The sequence below is a fragment of the Bacillus cereus group sp. N6 genome (assembly GCF_016483705.1).
In the GTDB taxonomy this organism is placed as follows: Bacteria; Bacillota; Bacilli; order Bacillales; family Bacillaceae_G; genus Bacillus_A; species Bacillus_A wiedmannii.
This window is the reverse complement of sequence record NZ_JAEHBI010000250.1, coordinates 1-326: the sequence shown is the minus strand read 5'-3', so window position 1 is coordinate 326 and position 326 is coordinate 1. Positions and strand designations below refer to the sequence as shown.

Here is a 326-nt window from a genome sequence, read left to right as displayed (position 1 = left end):
CCTGCAAGAATCAATGTAGCTGTACGAAAAGATTTAAGTCCTAACATAGAGCGTATACGTTTTTTAATGAAACGATGATCTTGCTCTACTATGTTATTGAGATATTTTATCTGTCGGATTTGAATGCCTAACGGTATCTGTTTTTCTTTCTTTAACCCTGTGATAGCAATTGGATAAGCAGGGTTTTTATCAACCGTAAGTACACGAGGTTTTGAGGTATGACAAGAAGCTAAAGCTTTTTTGAAGAAGCGTTTAGCCGATTTTGCTTTTCTATTTTTACTCAGATAAAAATCAATTGTATTTCCTTCGGAATCTACAGCGCGATA

Annotated in this window: 1 protein-coding gene; it reads right to left on the bottom strand. The window is 35.0% G+C overall.

The features are described from left to right. Window positions 1–326: DDE-type integrase/transposase/recombinase (locus tag JDS99_RS31180; RefSeq protein WP_199696517.1), on the bottom strand; the 326-nt coding region annotated here is incomplete at both ends.